This is a genomic window from Paenibacillus sp. FSL R10-2748 (genome assembly GCF_038005565.1).
In the GTDB taxonomy this organism is placed as follows: Bacteria; Bacillota; Bacilli; order Paenibacillales; family Paenibacillaceae; genus Paenibacillus; species Paenibacillus polymyxa_B.
This window is the reverse complement of sequence record NZ_JBBOTK010000003.1, coordinates 333,565-350,386: the sequence shown is the minus strand read 5'-3', so window position 1 is coordinate 350,386 and position 16,822 is coordinate 333,565. Positions and strand designations below refer to the sequence as shown.

Here is a 16,822-nt window from a genome sequence, read left to right as displayed (position 1 = left end):
TCTGCCTGAGACGATTGACTCCCGCCCTACTTCACAGAACCTTGCGTAACGCCATTGATAATCCATTTTTGTGCAATCAGATAGACAATAATCATCGGCAGCAAGGCCATCAGGTACGAAGCAAAAGCCAGATTAAAGTCGGTATTGAACTGCCCCTGAAACACATACTGAACGAGCGGCAGTGTATACTGCTCTGCATCGCTGATAATAATGAGCGGCAGCAGGAAGTCGTTATATGTGGACAGACAAGTGAGAATTCCCACCGTAGCACTAATCGGCGCCATCAGCGGGAATATAATGCGCCAAAAAGTACCCCATGTCGTCGCACCATCTACCGTGGCTGCCTCTTCCAATGCCACCGGAATGGAGCGAATATAACCGACATACACGAAGACATTAAACGCCAAACCATACACCGTATGCAGCATAATAAGACCCAACAGATTAGTCATATGAAGGCCCGAGGCCAGTTTTACAATCGGCAGCATGATGATCGGGAACGGTATAAACATGGCGCTCACAAAGTAAAAATATAATCCCTTAAAAAAGCGTCGCTGCATATTACGGGCAATCGCATAAGCGACCATCGAATTGGTTAGCAAAGTCAATATGACCGTCGATGTCGTGACCATCACACTGTTCTGAAAAGCGCTGAAGAAGTTGGTCATTTCTACTGCACGACTAAAATTTTCCCAATGCAGCTCGGTCGGAAAGGCAAAGGCGGAATGCGCCATCTGCTCGGGATTTTTAAGGGCTATCGTCACCGTCATATAGAGGGGAAACAGAATAAATATTGTCCCCAACGCTACCAGAAGCAGCACAGGCCAGTTCGTACGTCTGCTCGTTTTCATCAGTTATCCATCTCCCTTCTCTGGAGGAATCGCAGCTGTAAGATGGAAATGATCGCGATCACAATAAAGTAAATAACAGAGTTAGCCGACTGATAAGCAAATTCTCCGCCTCTAAAGCCTCCGGTGTATATCAGGTGGGAAATCGACTGGGTGGCCCGACCCGGCCCGCCATTCGTCAAAGCCACGATCTGATCGAACACCATCAGGGAATTTTTCATCGCCAATACCATATTGATCGTAAAAAATGGAGCAATTAACGGAAAGGTAATGCTCCAGAATTCGCGCCATTTACCCGCACCGTCCAGGTTGGACGCCTCATACAGACTTGTCGGAATGGTTTGCAGCCCGGCTAGATAGAGAATCGTATTAAAGGCAATCCCCTGCCATACAGCTACGATGACAACCCCCACCCAAGCCAGTTGTTCGCTGCCCAAAATGTTCGTCGACAATGAGGTAATCCCTAAATTTTGCCCCCAAATCGTAAACACGTTCGAGAACAAGTAATTGAATATGTAACCCACGATTAGCACGCTCAAAATATTAGGCAGAAAATAAATACCGCGGAAAAAGTTACGAAACCGTATTTTAGCATTCAGCCCTAGCGCAATCAGCAAACTAAGGATATTAGTCGCAATGGTAACCACAATCGCAAATTTGAAAGTAAACCAGTATGCGTTCCCCATATTGTCATCCTGAAACAAATTAATATAGTTCTTAAACCCGACAAAGTGATACTGATGACCAAAGCCGTTCCAGTTCGTGAGCGAATAATAAAAGCCCTGCAAGGCAGGCAAGGTCAAAAATACAAAAAACAATAGCACCGCCGGCACCGTCATCCAGTAAAAAGTCGTTAGTCGCTTATTCATGTCTCCTCCTCCTCTCCTATCGGCGGTTAGCTACCTTATTCCACTCACTGTCTAGCTTGGCCAGATAAGCGTCGATGTCTCTGTTTTGCAGGAAGGCCTGCACAATAGAATTCAATTGGACCGCTTTGGGAATATAGTGATCGGCAAAATCAATGACGCGGCCCGATTTAAAATAAGGCAACAGCTCCGCCACACTCGGATCATCCTGCGTAACTCCCTTCACCGCCGAAAACAGCGTTTGCTCTGTAATGTATTGCTTGCTGTTCTCCGGCTTCAACAAGAAGGCAATGAACTCCTCGGCTTCCTTTTTATGCGGAGTGCTCTCCGATACGGCCAAGAGCGTATCTATACCGGACACCAGTTTGACCGCCTTTTCGTCATTCCCTGTCGGTAATGGGAAAAAACCAAGCTCCACTTTCGGGTTGGCTTTGCGAATTTCAGATATGGCCCACGAGCCCTGAATGTACATCAATCCCTGCCCGTTAGCGAAGGCACGATTACCGTCGGCATAGTTTTTGCCAAAATTATCACCATGTCCGTATTTCAATAGCTCCAGCTGCTTTTCAGCAACCTCGCGGTACTTGTCCTGAAAGGTGACCTGATTTTCACGCCGTTGCAGGAAAAAATCAATGCCCACCAGATTCGGGCCCAGGGCATTAAAGGGGAGGTTCGTTTGCCAATCATCTTTATATGTAAAATAGAACGGGATTTTCCCAGCAGCCTTGATCTTTTGCGCCGTTGCAATCAGCTCATCCCACGTTTTAGGCACCTGTAATCCCATTTCCTTAAAAAGCGTTTTGTTATACATCACACCATTCGCATTCGCAGCATAAGGAATTCCATACACGGGATCGGCCCCGGTCACATCCTTAAGCATTTTGAGGTAAATCGGGTCAATCGTACGTGGCAATTCTGTATTCGCCAGATCCGTAAAAATACCGCTTTGTGCCAAAATGGAGTAGGTATCTGTGGCCCCAAGCCCCACAATGTCAGGTACATCGTTTTTGACAACCCGGGTCAATAACACGGTCTCTGCCTCTGGCGGGTTGACCTGTGTCACTTCAATACCGGGATGTTCCTGATTGAATTGAGAGATTAGCTTATCGAATGAACCCTTGGCCTCCGGCTTGTTTTGAAAAAACTCAATTTTCACCTTACCCGAAGCATCGCCCTTGTTGCATGCGCTTACAAAAACAGCCAACAAAAGGATCGCCGCCAGTGTAGACAGCTTTTTGACCCAACTCCACATGCTCATACCTCCTTTTCCCCTATGTCAATCTATGCGGGACTAGACAATTAATACCCGTCCCTTATGGAAAAGAAACGATAAAAGATCCAACTGACCCTCAAGCGGTCGATTGGATCTTTCTTTTACTTTTATGATGTTCAGGCTACGGATGCCCCTAATACAGATAATCATCAGTCACAAAACGGCGGTATGCGCCCCAAGTAAAAAAGATAAGATATAGACTAACCACGGTGATAATCGCCCCATTCACAGACGAATTCCCGATTAAGGATCTATCTAATCCTGTATGCTGCATATATGGAATAATCATAAATGCGATCACATTGTATAGGTATGGGATATGAGAAACAAAAGAGGCCAATTTTAAATACAATGAATCAAACAACAAAGAGCCCAGATTGTAAACCATACAAACACCGATGGCATACGTCACACTTTTGCTATACATAGCGATAAAACAATAGAAGGAGCTTATTGCAAATAATGAGGCAAGCGCCCAACCATAGTATTTAAGCATCCGCAGTCCTTGAGATCCGGACAACCCCGCATCACTTACATCATAGGAAAGAGTCCATACTTCAACGATCACCTGCGAGGATACGGCAAATACAATGAGAAGAAACAAAATAGTAGCATTTAAAACCAGCAGTTTACTCCAGAAAATCTGCCCGCGGGTAAATCGGCGCATAAATAACAACCGCAGTTGCCCGCTTCGAAATTCCTCTGTGTATACAGCAGCAGCTAAAGCAGCCACAGCTATGTTGCATACTAAAAACAAATTCTCACGCAGACCAGTAACGACAAAGTTTAAGGATAATACCTCTACAGGAACCTTCATCGTGCGCAAAAAATATACTCCTGTCGAACAGGCTAGAATCGGTGTACATAATACCATGAGCCAGAACCACTTCCGTCTCCACAATCGCTCGAACTCGCTGTATATTAATGATTTCATAGTCCCATCAATCCCATAAAAGCATCCTCTAGCCGTTGGCCGTCCTCTACTAATTGATCAGTAGGTCCCTGCCAAACTAGCCTGCCCTCTTTGATAACAACGAGTTCATCACACATCTGTTGCAGTTCATCCAACAAATGACTGGAGATAAAAAAGGCATAATTCGCTGAATCACGTAGCTGAAGCACAATATCTTTCAGCTCCTGCATTCCCATAGGATCCAGCCCATTGGACGGTTCATCCAGCAATAAAAGCTCAGGAGTCCCCAGCATGGACTGCGCAATACCTAGCCTTTGCTTCATTCCCAGCGAATAGGTTTTCACCTTGTCATCTCCCCGTGTTTCCAGCCTCACCTTTGTAAGCAACTCTTCAATATGTGTCTCCCGATCTGAGGACGCAATCTCAAAGTGTAACCGTGACAAATTGCGCAAAACCTGCCTGCCTGTCATATAATCAAAAAAAACCGGAGATTCAATAATAGCCCCCACCTTGGACAGCGCCTTTTCCCGATCCGTCTGTACATCATATGAGGCTATCTTTACAGAACCGCTGGTTGGCTGCATTAATCCGGTCATGATTCGCATCATTGTAGTTTTACCAGCTCCATTAGGTCCGATGAATCCATATATCTTCCCTTTCTGAAGCTTAAAAGAAACACGGTCTAACAAGTGCCTTTTTCCCATTTTTTTCGTTACCTGACTGACCTCCAGTAAGGAGTCCGACATACTATTCCCTCCATCCATAACAAATCACAACATAGTTCCAACGCGTGCATTTGATATGTAAGATCATGATGGATAACCCAAACTTCATTTAACAATGAATCATATTATTTATTCAATTTAAAAAGTATCATATGTTGCGAAATGCAAACAACTTTCTTTATATGTAAAATATAATAACAATAATATATCAATACCATTTATCTTAATTAATAGTCATTAATTTTTGTGATGATATCTTTGTCTTTACACTGCAAAAAAGGTAGCCCTTCAGTAAACGTTCTACCTCAGGGCTACCCTCTATATAAAATAAACTGTTTTCTAGCCAGTAACTACCAGCCTATCACTTACTCCAGCTCAACCCACTCGCCGAGCAACGTGTCCAGCTCGGCTTGCAGTCGCTCACGCGCGTCCCACAGCTCCGCCATGTGCATCGTGTCGTCGCTCGCGCCGAGCAGCTCCAGCTCGGCATCCGCCGCCGCCAATTCTGCTTCTTTGGCGGCGATGGCCCGCTCCAACCGCTCGCTGGATGCAGCGGGCGTGCGTGATGGCTTCGCGGCCTTCGCTTCGCGGGCCCCAGACCCGGCAGCGGGCGAGCCCAAGCGATTTGAGCGTGCACGGCTCGCATCGGCTCCCGCAGTCGCTCCCGTATGCGCAGCCGGCCCCGTGCCATTGCTCGCTGCACTGGAATGTGCAGCTGTGCCCGAGCCTGAGCCGCCACCGGATGCGGATCTGCTTGCGGATGTCGGGCGTGTCCCGGTATCCCCCCCGCTCTGTAGACGAGCGTTTTCCAGCTCCCGCTTCTTCGCTCGGTACTCATCAAAGCTGCCCAGATAAAAGGTCAGCTTTCCAGCCTCCAGCTCCCACACGCGTCCTGCCAGCTTATTCACAAAATAGCGGTCATGTGAAATCGCCAGTACCGTTCCCGTGTAGGTGTCTAACGCTTCCTCCAGCGCCTCGCGTGAGTCAATGTCCAGATGGTTCGTCGGCTCATCCAGCACCAACAAATTTGGCTTTTTCATGACCAGCAACGCCAGCCGCAAGCGGGACCATTCGCCACCTGACAGCATGCTCACGGGCTTAAACACATCGGCACCGTAAAACAAATACTTCGCTAGCAACCCGCGCGCCTCGCCTTCTTCCACCCCTGCTTCCTCCTTGAAGTAAGCAAGCACAGTCGCTCGGCTATTCCGCTCTCTCTCTTGCTGCGCCAAATATCCATACTCCACGCGCGCACCCCACTGGACCGAGCCTGCATCCGCGCTTTCCTGACCAAGCAGCAGCTTGAGCAGCGTCGTTTTGCCTGAACCGTTATCGCCCAGCAAGGCCACCTTTTCACCGAATTCCAGGCTGCCCGTTGCCCCGTTTAATATCTGACGCTCTCCATAGGCTTTAACGATTTCTTCAAACTGTAGCACCCGGCGACCGGAACGATCCTCCAGCTTTAAGTGAAATTCCGCCCCCTGCGGGTCCAATACAGGCCGCTTCACCAGCTCCATACGCTCCAACGCCTTACGAATGGAGGCTGCTTTTTTGAAAAACTTTTCGTTGTCGCCATTGCGCCCCCACTCTTCAAAACGCCGAATGGCCTCTTTCATCTTTTTAATCCGCTTTTGCTGTTCCTTATAATCTTCAAATTGCAGTAGCAATCGTTCTTCCTTTTCCTTAACATAGCCGCTGTAGTTCGTATAATACGTAAACGCCTCGCCATCCTCAAGCTCAATCATTTTAACGGCGACCCGATCCAGAAAATAACGATCATGAGATACAACCACACACGCACCTGTGTAGCCCTGCAAAAATTGCTCCAGCCATTCCAGCCCCTTCAAATCCAGATGGTTGGTCGGCTCATCCAGCAGCAGCAAATCCGGTCGTCCAATGAGCTGTGATGCCAGCGCTATTTTTGTTTTCTCTCCACCCGACAGCGACCCGAAACTGCGCGTATACATTCCTTTGGGAATACGCAGACCATCCGCTACCTGGTCAATGTTTGCATCCATTTCGTAGCCACCGTTGCACTCAAACCGTTCCTGCAAGGCAGCATACGATTGCAGCAGCTTCTCCAGAAGGCCTACGTCTGCTGCCACAACCGGATCTGACATTTCCCGTTCCAGTGTGCTCATCTGATTGCGGCAATCCTTCAGCTCACGATAGGCGTAAGCCAGCGTTTCGTACACAGTAAAACTCTCAAACTCCGCCGGAATTTGCGGTAAATAACCGATTTTCGTATCCTTGGCGATGACGAGCTGCCCTTCATCCGGGCGGGACAAACGTGCGATTAGGCGTAATAGGGTGGTTTTACCGCTTCCGTTGCGGCCGATGAGTCCCACCTTTTCTCCTGTATGGATATCAAACGATGCACCATCCAAAATCAGATTGGCAGCGTGGTATTTTTTCAATTGTTGACCGTTTACTATATACATGTTCAGGCTCTCCTTTATTTAGGAAGACCCTTACCTGGGTAACACAAAAAGAGCCGCAGGAGCAACCCCGCGACTCTTCGGAAGATACAGCAATCCGTTCGAGTTAAGGTAGGCGTCTTCTCGCGATGTTTACAACCGTATGATTAAAATTGGACAGACTTCTCCCGTTGTATGGAAAAGCATGAACAATGCCAGCCATAGCAATCGGCAGCTGGCTAATACGGTTGTTCAGCATCTCGTGATTCACCTACCTCACCTCCTTCTTCATAATTGTGTGTAGTATAACATGTTTGCTCGCATTATAAAAGAGGGCGATGGTTCAGCGAATTATGAAACAGAATGGTGCCCTCTGACAGCCTGCGATGTCCCCGCTCTGGTAATCGAAAATACGCCGCAGACAAAAGCAACAATCACAAATGCCCCACCCACCCAAGCGTTCGTGGCAACAGATTCACTATTTTCAATCACTACTCCTCCCAAGGCAGAACCTAAAGCGATCCCGACCTGGAGTGCGGAGAAATTAAAGCTTTGCTGAATACTACCCGATTCGGGTGCATTTTCAATAAGATAACTTTGCATCGGGGGCGACAAGGCCCAACTCAGTATGCCCCAGATGATCAGTAGTGGCGCAAATACATAAATCGAGTGGATTGAGAATGGCAGCAAGAACATCACGGCGATAAACACGCCTACGACGACTAGAATACTTTTCGCTGTGCCGAACCGATCTGCCAAAGAGCCGCCAATAAATCCGCCGCTCACTGCCGCCAGCCCAAAGACAAAATAGGCCACACTAATCCACGAAGCGTTTAAACCCATCATATTTTCTAAAAATGGAGTGAAATACGCATATAACGTGTAATGGCCCGCCAGTGTCAGCGTGGTCACCAGATGAGCACTGATGACTTTAACATTTTTTAAGGATTTCAGCTGATCGCGCATAGGCACAACATGTTCCGTCGGAATCCGCTCCATAAACAAGTTGATAACGATCATAGCAACGACCGTCAACAAGGCAATGATCAGGAAAAGCACCCGCCAGCCAAACGCATTTCCAATCAGCACCCCGGCTGGAATACCTAGAACGATGGAGGAGCTAACCCCCATGGAGATGACACCAAGGACACGGGCCTGATAAGCCTTGGACACCACTTTGACTGCAATGGTCAGTGACAATGTCACGATCAGCGACCCGCTTGCAGCGGTAACGATACGGGATACAAATAAGACCGCATAATTCGGACTCCAGAAGGCCAGTAGACTTCCCAAAATAAAGATAAACATCGACCACAGGTACAGTCGTTTTCGTTCAATTTTGGCGGTCAACGCCAATAAAGTTGGCCCAGCAATAGCATACACGAGCGCATAGATCATGATAAGCTGTCCTGCCGTGCTTACGGAGACATTCAAATCCTGTGCAATTTGGGGTAGCACGCCACCGATAATCAGCTCCACCAGCCCCACCGTAAAGGTCGCAATCGTTAAAATAACTACTTTGAAGTTCATTACATTAGCTCCTTTGCTGTCATGTAAATTCCCTCGTATTACGCAAAAAAATCCTGACCACAAGAAATGTACAAGACGTACACTTTTTGTAATCAGGATTTATCGGTTCCTGGTAGAGACCCTCAAACCATATTATTGAGGTTATACAAATGGGGCATTCATTTATTACGCATTCACGAAGGTTATAGCTATTACTATAAAGGAGCCTGTGGCTAAGTTCAACCCCCTACAGCCGCAAAAATTCGCTCATGGCACGATCCGACAGATAGGGTAGATACTCATGACCGTACTCGTGATACAGGAGTATTTCCTTGTCTGATACGATTTTATTGTACACCGCAAACTGCGTGGAGGGTGGACAGATGGTGTCCGACAGCCCTGTCACAAACAACACACGACCACGAATACGATCTGCCAAATGTTGAATATCGATGTAGCCTAGTCGGTGAAAGAGCTCCTCCTCGCGCATATGATTCGGATCAAACCAACGAAAATAATAAACCAGTTCTTCATATGCAGATGTAGTAGCATCCAGCGCCCAAGCTCTTTTATAGTCCGACAGGAACGGATATACCGGAACTGCCATACGGACACGTGGCTCCAATGCAGCGCAGGCAACCGTTAAGGCCCCTCCCTGGGAGCAGCCAAATGCGCCGATCCGTTCAGGGTCGACCTGCTCCATAGACATCAGAATGCGTACCGTCTGCACGGTATCCAAAAATACATTGCGGTAATACATCCGATCCGGGTCCGGGTCGTCAATCCCCCGGATGATATGGCCGCGAACCGTCGTTCCTTGAACCTGCAAATTGTCCTCTGATAGCCCTCCTTGCCCCCGGCAATCCATAGCCAGCACGGTGAATCCGTGTGCCGCATAGCTCACCTTGTCGAACCAGTCACCACTGTCGCAGGAATATCCATGAAACATGGCCAACGCTGGACCTTGTTCCGTAAGGTGCTTAGGACGAGCCAGCTTCCCATGAACCTTCGCTCCGCCCACTCCAGTAAAATATAGATGGTAACACTCCACCATCGGAGAGACAAAATCAGCAGGCTCCAGTGTATAATCAAGCGGCTGCCGCTCCAGCTCCTGTAATGCCCGTTCCCAGTATGCGTCAAAGTCCAGCGGCTTCGGGTTACTCCCCATATATGACTGCAATTGCTGTAAAGACATATCCTCTGGCATTCAAGTTCCTCCTACATCCGGCCCGACTCGCGGTCGTCTGCGACCACTTCATCCGTTGCGATAACATACTTCATAATGTCAGTTACTGTCGTGTATGCGATACCTACATACGTGTCAGCGGCTCCATAATAAATCGCAATCCGCCCAGTGTCCGCATCATGCAGCGTAGCACACGGGAAAACCACATTCGGCACAAAGCCCCGTTCTTCGTACCATTCCTCTGGGGTCAGCACGAAATTGGAGGAACGATATTTAACTTTAGACGGATCATCCAGGTCAAGAACGGCTACGCCCATACTGTATACCAGCCCATTGCACGTGCCCGTCACCCCGTGGTAGAACATCAGCCAACCCTCGGTCGTCTCAATCGGGGCCGGTCCGCCGCCAATCTTTACCGATTGCCACCAGCCCTGTCCGCCCTTGCTCATGACATGACGGTGCTTGCCCCAATAGACCAAGTCAGGACTTTCACTTAGAAAAATGTCGCCAAACGGTGTATGTCCGCTGTCGCTCGGACGGGATAGCAACATAAAGTTTCCGTTTAGCTTGCGGGGCAACAGCACACCATTGCGATTAAACGGCAGGAACGGATTTTCCAATCGTACAAAGCTTTTAAAATCCTTTGTTTGTGCTATCCCCAACGCTGCACCGTAAAAATCTGTACACCAGATGATATAATACGTATCCTCCACGCGGACCAGACGCGGATCGTAAGCATAATTAGGCTGGTAATCGCTTCCTTCCTCATCGACCAAATGCAGACGTTCTGTCTCAATGTCCCAAGCCAACCCGTCGTCACTCCAGCCTAGATGCAAATGCGGACGTCCATTAATCGTTTCAGCCCGGAATACCCCTACAAACCGTCCCTCATACGGAGCTACTGCACTGTTGAAAATACGGGCAATACCCGGCACCGGATTGCGTCCAATGACTGGGTTTTCAGTATGCCTCCACACCGGAGCCTCGCTACCTTCCGGCTTATCCTGCCACGGCATTTTCGACAGACTTTCTCCCACAATTCGTACGTCACCTACATCCAAATCCACATTCAATTTACTCATACGTATATTCTCCTCTCACCGAGATACTTGATCTCATCATTTTTCTATTTCGCCGTTATTCTATTTCACTGAACCCTGCGCGAATCCGTTATAGATATATTTTTGTAATGATAAAAACGCAATCAGCGTCGGAATAATGGCAATGATAATGCCCGCGCTAATAACTTCCCATTGCGAGCCATATGGCCCTTTAAACTTGAACAGCGCCGTCGATATAACCTGAAGGCTTGTTTTGGGCATATACAGGAACGGGGTGTAAAAGTCGTTGTAAATATTAACGCCTTTGATAATGATCACCGTCACAATGGCAGGCTTCAGCAGGGGCAAGATAATGCGCCAGTAGATCGTCAGATAGGAGGCCCCATCCAGCATGGCCGATTCATCTAGCGCCACCGCAATGGAATCCAGAAATTGCAGAAAAATATACACCGCAATAATATCCGTTCCCAAATACAGCAAGATTGCCGCCCAAGGCGTGTTAAACAGCTCCAGCTTGTTGATAATTTGAAATGTCGATACCTGAGTCGTTACCCCCGGAATGAGGGTCGCGAGCAGGAACGCTCCGAGCATAAGACTTTTGCCCTTAAATTTAAAACGGTTCAAAATATACGCGATCATGGAACCCGTTAATGTGGCTCCGATGATCGAAATCAACAGGATAAAAGCTGTGTTCACAAATCCGGTCAGCATATTTCCGTTAATAAAGGCTTTGGTATAGTTAGCCCAATTCAGCCAGTTCACGGGGGGAGTCAGAGGACTGGTTGCCGCATATTCAGTCTTCGTCTTCAAAGATGCAAACAAAATTACGACAATCGGCAGCAGTGCAATGAACGCACCTAGTAGTAGCGCCGCATACTTGATGCTGCTAGCCAGTATTATTTTCAGCTTATACATGATTAGTCCTCCTCTCCCCGAATTAGCAACCGTTGAAGCAGCGTAACAGCGATTACGATCAGCAGCAGAACAACCGCCATCGCCGAGGCCAAACCGACCTTGCTGTATTTGAATGCCACATCAAGCGTTTGAATGACGAATGTTTCGCTACCGTTGGAGCCACCGGTCATAATATACGGAATATCGAATGCACTGACCGCACCGCTAATTGCCAAGATGAGATTCAACTGCAAAATCCGCTTGATGCTCGGCAAAATAATTGAGCGGAACTGATGCCAGCGGTTGGCTCCATCGATATCGGCTGCTTCATACAAATCACTGGATATGGAAGAAATCGCACCCAGAAACACAATAAAGTTAAAGCCCATGTATCTCCAGATCGACGTACCAGCCAGCGAAATATTGATAATCTCCGGGTTGCCCAGCCACAGCTTGACATACGAACCCAGCCCCACTGCCTGAAGCAGGGTATCGAGCGTGCCGTCTGGCTTAAAAAAGAATAGAAAAATAAAACCAATGGCCACCCCGTTCATTAGGGAAGGAAAAAATAAAACGCCTTTAAAGAAATTTTTAAACCAGGTCTGAAAGCTGAGAATGGTTGCAAAATAAAGGGCCAGACCCATCTGTACAAACGTGGCTACAAAGTAATACAGACTGACCTTAAACACCGAGAAATACTCGGGGTCGGTAAAGATTTTGATATAGTTTTCAAAACCCACATATTCCAGACGCTTACTATAGCCGTTCCAGTCCGAAAAGCTGTATTTAAACATATTGATCACCGGCAAGTACGCAAAAGTGATCAGCAGCGCTAGCGGAATAAATGAAAAGGCAACAATAATCGCCAATCTTTGTTTGGAGTAGCTGAGATTCGAAAATTTTAACATGCTGCACCTCCTGGCTATCCGTCCATCGACTGCTACGTCGATCCTTTTTTTCGTCAGTTCAGATGGCTATTTCGCTTCCTTTGCAGCCACTTCAGCACGCGCCTTCACCCATGCATCGTTCAGGTCTTTCATAATGGCGTCATACGATTCCGGGCGGTTACCAACCGCTGCCTCAATAATGCGTTTCTTGAAATCAGGCTGCCACAAACCAATTTCGCCCATTTTGTCTATTTTATCAACAATTCCTTCCTGTCCTTTTTGAGACGGAGTAAGCGTTTCAAAAACGACTCCCTGATCTTCGTATTGCTTCAAAATGCTAGGCATTGGGGCACCCTTCAGCGGACTAATACTGCCTGCCTGCTCTACAGCATAGTTGGACTTTTCGGTAAACCAGTCCACCCAAGCACGGGCCGCCGCTTTATTTTCACTGTTTACGTTAATACCGAGATTAAAATCACCCGCTAGCGGTACAAGTACCTTCGAGGCATTCGTCGGGAAAGGCATAAAACCGATATCTTCCTTGTTAGGAGCTGTGCTTTTGATCTGGTCAATCGCCCAAGAGCCAAGTACCATCGCACCGATTTTGCCTTGAGCGAGATCCGCCTTGGAGGTCTCCCAATCCGTAGTCGTTGGATCTTTTTCAATCAGGCCTTTTTTAGCCGCATCGTACAGGACCTTATACAGTTCATAGTGGGGCTGGCCCTTCGTGAAATTGTCATCTGTATTCGGTTGTGTGACATTCACATATTCCTTCGTACCCGCCAATGTTGCCAGACTAGACTCCCACTGGGTCAGTGCCCAACCAGAGGCATAGTTCGTAAACAGCGGCACTGCCTTGGTTTTGTCCTTAATCTGCTGTAACGCTGTCAGGAATTGATCCGGTGTTTTGGGAAGCTGCGTGATTCCTGCGTCCTTGAACACCTTTTTGTTATAAATCACACCAGAGTAAACCATCGCAATTGGAATACCGTAGCTGTTATGATCCACCGTACGTTCTTCAAGGCCGGTATACTTGTTTTTCATCTCCTCATAAGTACCCAGCGGCTCGAAAAAGTTGGGCAGCTCTTCAACTGGAATACTGCCAGGAATCAGCAAAACATCTCCATAATCCCTGGTCCCCATACGGATTTTAATTTGACCCTCATAATCGGCCAATGCCTGAAAATTGACCTTCACGTTCGGATAAAGTTTGTTAAATTCCTTGGCGTAATCCTGAAATACGGTATCCACAATATCAGTCCGCTGTGTGATAACCGTAATTTCACCTTCCACACCCTTCGGATCAGAGCTGGCAGCTGGCTCATCCTTCTTTGAGGTACAGCCAGTAAACAGCCCCGCTAACAAAACCACGGATAGTAATGACATCAAAACCTTGGACAACTTCATGAGACGACTCCTCCTGTTGTTTTCGAATAAGGTTATCGTTAAAGTAACAAAATCATTTTATTATGTTAGCGCTTACTATGTCAATTGCAATATTCTTTTTGTAAAGTGGAATGGGTCACATCTTATAAAAAAACACCAATTTAGCATGGTTGACAGTTTACAAACAGCTAGATATGATAATCCTGTAAAGTTAACGATAACCTAATAATTCATTTTCCGAAGGAGGCTTTGTCTCTTGGAAACATTACTGGACGAAATTAGACAGGAATGGAAGGAGCACATACTCCCATTCTGGCTTGGACTGAAGGATGAGACACACGGTGGGTTTTACGGCGAGGTGGACGTGGATCTGCACACTCATAACCAAGCCGACAAAGGCGGGATTGCCACTGCACGGCTACTCTGGTCATTCTCGGCGGCTGCCCGTGTAACAGGGGAAAATACCTATGCAGAAGCCGCACGACATGCATTCACATTCCTGCGGAATCACCTGCTTGATCCATTACATGGAGGAATGTACTGGATGGTGGACTACACCGGGCAACCCGTGGACACGTGCAAGCATGTATACGCGCAGGCATTTGCGATCTATGCGATAGCAGAGTATGCACGTGCCACAGACGACCCGAATGCATTACCACTAGCTATGGAGCTGTTCCATCTGCTGGAGCAAAAAGGATATGATCGCACCCGACAGGCATACGGCGAACAATATGACCGCTTGTGGAACACGCAGCCTAATGAGCTACTCAGCGAAAATGGGGTTACCGCGCATATCACCATGAATACGCATATTCATGTTTTGGAGGCGTATACCCAATTGCTGCGCGTCTGGCCAAATGAAGAGGTTCGAAATGCGCTGACGAACGTACTGGATATTTTATATCATCGTGTTTACGATGCTTCTGCCCGACGATTGGGGGTATTCTTCGACCGTGAATGGCGCTCTCTGCTTGACCTGACCTCATATGGTCACGACATCGAAGCCAGCTGGTTGATTGAGGACGCTATGAGTGTGCTGGGTTATTACCCGTCAGAATACGTGGATATGGTGATGGATATTGCCAATGCGGTAGCAGAGCGCGCTGTTCAGCCAGACGGATCGCTCATCAATGAGCGGGAAGGAGAGCGAGTAGACACCTCACGTATCTGGTGGGTACAGGCCGAGGGGATGGTTGGTTTTTACAATGCGTTTCAACGTACAAAAGACGAACGTTTTTTGCAAATTGTGAAAAATCTATGGTCCTATACCCGGCAATATATCATCGATCCGCGCCCCGGAGGCGAATGGTTCTGGTCAGTTCAAGCGGATGGTAAGCCTGATGCGAGAGAGATTGCAGGACCCTGGAAGTGCCCTTATCACAACAGCCGATTTTGCATAGAAATGCTAGAAAGGATGGAAAACCAATGATCCATAGCAAATACAATGAGCTGCGGTTGCAGCAAGAGGAACTGATTACACGCCCCAATGAGGTTAAAGCTACCTTTTATAATGGTATCTACGAACGCTACCTCTATCCAGTGCTCACACGCCATCATGTTCCACTTCACTGGCGGTTTGATCTGGATGCGCAAACTAATCCCTTTTTCATGGAGCGGCTGGGTGTAAATGCGGCATTGAATCCAGGGGCAATCTATCATGAAGGAAAATACATTCTTGTTTCGCGTACCGAGGGACTGGATCGAAAATCATTTTTCGCTTTAGCAGAGAGCGATAACGGCATTGATCAATTTCGATTCATTGACGCCCCCCTAGTATGGGAGGATATCGACCCAGAAGAAACAAATATGTACGATATGCGGCTGGTGAAGCATGAGGACGGCTGGATTTACGGTATTTATTGCTCAGAGAAAAAAGACCCTGACGCACCACCTCACGATACCTCCAGTGCTGTCGCTCAGGCCGGACTGGTCCGTACTCGTGATCTTCGTACATGGACCCGGCTTCCCAACATCACTACCCAGTCCCCACAGCAACGCAACGTTGTCCTGCACCCTGAATTTGTGGACGGTCAATACGCCTTCTATACTCGTCCCCAGGACGGATTTATTTCCACCGGCTCGGGCGGAGGCATCGCCTTCGGCCTGTGCAAAGATATTACACAACCCGTGATTGAACACGAAACCGTCATTGATGAGCGTTGTTATCATACGGTGTACGAAGCCAAGAATGGTCAGGGCCCTGCCCCGATCAAAACCAGTCGCGGCTGGATTCATATCGCTCACGGGGTACGCAATACGGCCGCTGGGCTGCGGTATGTGCTGTATACCTTTGCCACCAGTCTGGAAGACCCTACGCGCGTCATCGCTAAGCCCGGCGGGCACTTTCTGGCTCCTTATGATGAGGAACGCGTGGGCGACGTTTCGAATGTTATTTTTTGCAATGGGGCAGTCGTTAACGAACAAGATGAAGTCTTTATTTACTACGCATCCAGTGATACCCGTATCCACGTAGCGACGACCACCATCGCTCGACTGGAGGACTACACCTTCAATACACCATCCGACCCGTTGCGCTCTCTCAGCAGCGCCGCTGTTCGTCGTGAGCTAATTCATCACAATGAAGCGCTATTGCAAGCACACTCCCGTCCTTCCCAGCGGACATAAGCCGCAGGCTTTATCCTGCTTGCGGAACCATGTATACTATCCATAGAACAACTGTTACCCGCAGGCTAATAGTTGTTCTATGGGCAGCCATGCTGCCAGTCTTTGTATCTTTACAGGACAGCAACCCTGCTAAGTCTTTTGGATTTTTACAGGCGGCTAAGCTACTGATATATTCCCCAGCATTTTGCATCCATTCTCTGGATTAGGCAAAATGCTTATCTTTTTAAAA

15 protein-coding genes and 1 riboswitch are annotated in these 16,822 nt (G+C 47.9%); of the genes, 2 read left to right on the top strand and 13 right to left on the bottom strand.

The features are described 5' to 3' along the window. Positions 1 to 26: 26 nt before the first annotated feature. From NSS66_RS11505 to NSS66_RS11445, 13 genes are all read right to left on the bottom strand, one after another. Entirely contained in the window at positions 27 to 851 is an 825-nt protein-coding gene (locus NSS66_RS11505) for a carbohydrate ABC transporter permease (RefSeq protein WP_023990874.1), read from the bottom strand. Then, positions 851 to 1,717: a carbohydrate ABC transporter permease gene (locus tag NSS66_RS11500; RefSeq protein ID WP_339201117.1), complete on the bottom strand. Its 867-nt coding sequence runs from the start codon at positions 1,715 to 1,717 to the stop codon at positions 851 to 853. The genes NSS66_RS11505 and NSS66_RS11500 overlap by 1 nt, the downstream gene beginning before the upstream one ends. A 16-nt stretch (positions 1,718 to 1,733) precedes the next feature. After that, a complete protein-coding gene (locus NSS66_RS11495) occupies positions 1,734 to 2,966 on the bottom strand; it encodes an ABC transporter substrate-binding protein (protein ID WP_264454414.1) in 1,233 nt (410 codons plus the stop codon). Between the two features lie 154 nt (positions 2,967 to 3,120). Beyond that, on the bottom strand, positions 3,121 to 3,921 hold the full coding sequence (locus tag NSS66_RS11490) for an ABC transporter permease (RefSeq protein ID WP_340958963.1): 801 nt from the start codon (positions 3,919 to 3,921) through the stop codon (positions 3,121 to 3,123). Next, a complete protein-coding gene (locus NSS66_RS11485) occupies positions 3,918 to 4,646 on the bottom strand; it encodes an ABC transporter ATP-binding protein (protein WP_023990878.1) in 729 nt (242 codons plus the stop codon). The genes NSS66_RS11490 and NSS66_RS11485 overlap by 4 nt, the downstream gene beginning before the upstream one ends. 344 nt (positions 4,647 to 4,990) lie before the next feature. Then, positions 4,991 to 7,066 (bottom strand): ribosomal protection-like ABC-F family protein, encoded by a 2,076-nt coding sequence (gene abc-f, locus NSS66_RS11480; protein ID WP_340958962.1) that lies wholly within the window; start codon positions 7,064 to 7,066, stop codon positions 4,991 to 4,993. A 103-nt stretch (positions 7,067 to 7,169) separates the two neighbouring features. Then, on the bottom strand, positions 7,170 to 7,313 hold the full coding sequence (locus tag NSS66_RS11475) for an RAxF-45 family protein (protein WP_016822706.1): 144 nt from the start codon (positions 7,311 to 7,313) through the stop codon (positions 7,170 to 7,172). A gap of 80 nt (positions 7,314 to 7,393) precedes the next feature. Further along, positions 7,394 to 8,572 (bottom strand): MFS transporter, encoded by a 1,179-nt coding sequence (locus NSS66_RS11470; RefSeq protein WP_023990880.1) that lies wholly within the window; start codon positions 8,570 to 8,572, stop codon positions 7,394 to 7,396. 69 nt (positions 8,573 to 8,641) lie between these two features. Next, a riboswitch (purine riboswitch) is annotated at positions 8,642 to 8,741 on the bottom strand. A gap of 57 nt (positions 8,742 to 8,798) precedes the next feature. Further along, a complete protein-coding gene (locus NSS66_RS11465) occupies positions 8,799 to 9,758 on the bottom strand; it encodes an acetylxylan esterase (protein WP_071558075.1) in 960 nt (319 codons plus the stop codon). 11 nt (positions 9,759 to 9,769) lie between these two features. Beyond that, on the bottom strand, positions 9,770 to 10,819 hold the full coding sequence (locus tag NSS66_RS11460; protein ID WP_023990882.1) for a glycoside hydrolase family 130 protein: 1,050 nt from the start codon (positions 10,817 to 10,819) through the stop codon (positions 9,770 to 9,772). 60 nt (positions 10,820 to 10,879) lie between these two features. Then, complete coding sequence (locus NSS66_RS11455) at positions 10,880 to 11,713, bottom strand: carbohydrate ABC transporter permease (RefSeq protein WP_028540810.1); 834 nt, start codon at positions 11,711 to 11,713, stop codon at positions 10,880 to 10,882. A gap of 2 nt (positions 11,714 to 11,715) precedes the next feature. Next, positions 11,716 to 12,600, bottom strand: coding sequence for a carbohydrate ABC transporter permease (locus tag NSS66_RS11450; protein WP_053326360.1), 885 nt, complete (start codon positions 12,598 to 12,600; stop codon positions 11,716 to 11,718). Positions 12,601 to 12,666: 66 nt separating this feature from the next. Continuing rightward, on the bottom strand, positions 12,667 to 13,986 hold the full coding sequence (locus NSS66_RS11445) for an ABC transporter substrate-binding protein (protein ID WP_068939071.1): 1,320 nt from the start codon (positions 13,984 to 13,986) through the stop codon (positions 12,667 to 12,669). A gap of 235 nt (positions 13,987 to 14,221) precedes the next feature. Between NSS66_RS11445 and NSS66_RS11440 the strand changes: the two genes are divergently transcribed. Together NSS66_RS11440 and NSS66_RS11435 are read left to right on the top strand one after the other, a co-directional pair. Beyond that, positions 14,222 to 15,397: an AGE family epimerase/isomerase gene (locus NSS66_RS11440; RefSeq protein WP_071558074.1), complete on the top strand. Its 1,176-nt coding sequence runs from the start codon at positions 14,222 to 14,224 to the stop codon at positions 15,395 to 15,397. After that, positions 15,394 to 16,593 carry a glycoside hydrolase family 130 protein gene (locus NSS66_RS11435; RefSeq protein WP_023990887.1) on the top strand — a complete coding sequence of 400 codons (1,200 nt, stop codon included), beginning with the start codon at positions 15,394 to 15,396 and terminating at the stop codon, positions 16,591 to 16,593. Before NSS66_RS11440 ends, NSS66_RS11435 begins: the two co-directional genes overlap by 4 nt. The last annotated feature ends 229 nt before the right edge of the window (positions 16,594 to 16,822 follow it).